Raw genomic sequence first — 396 nt, forward strand, 5'->3', positions numbered from 1 at the left:
ATCCGATACCTCGTCGGCGACCTCCCCGCGCTTCTACGCGCACTCCGTCCCAAAGCAGCCCGAAAACCGCTGGCAAACGCTTCCCGACCACCTGCATGCCGTGGGCCGCATGGCCGGCGAATCCGCCGCGGTGTTCAATGCGCAGGCCCTGGGCCAGGTCCTCGGATGGCTGCACGACCTCGGCAAGTACACCCTGCCCTTCCAGGAGCGGCTGCGCGGCAGCCCGTCGCGCGTGGACCATTCCACTTGGGGCGCACGCATCGCGCAGCAGCGGCTGGGGGTGGTGGGCCAATTGCTGGCCTACGGTATCGCGGGCCATCATGCGGGACTCGCCAATGGTGAGCGTGAGGGAGAACGCACGGCCCTGGCGGAACGGCTCGTGGCAGACCTGCACGC

General features: G+C 68.9%; 1 protein-coding gene. It reads left to right on the forward strand.

Features of this window, described 5'->3' with window-relative positions:
- Positions 1-396 (forward strand): CRISPR-associated endonuclease Cas3'' (locus tag GVJ63_RS22095; protein WP_159227378.1); only part of this gene is annotated, 396 nt, incomplete at both ends.

It is taken from the genome of Pantoea sp. 18059, assembly GCF_902706165.1.
Lineage (GTDB): Bacteria > Pseudomonadota > Gammaproteobacteria > Enterobacterales > Enterobacteriaceae > Pantoea > Pantoea agglomerans.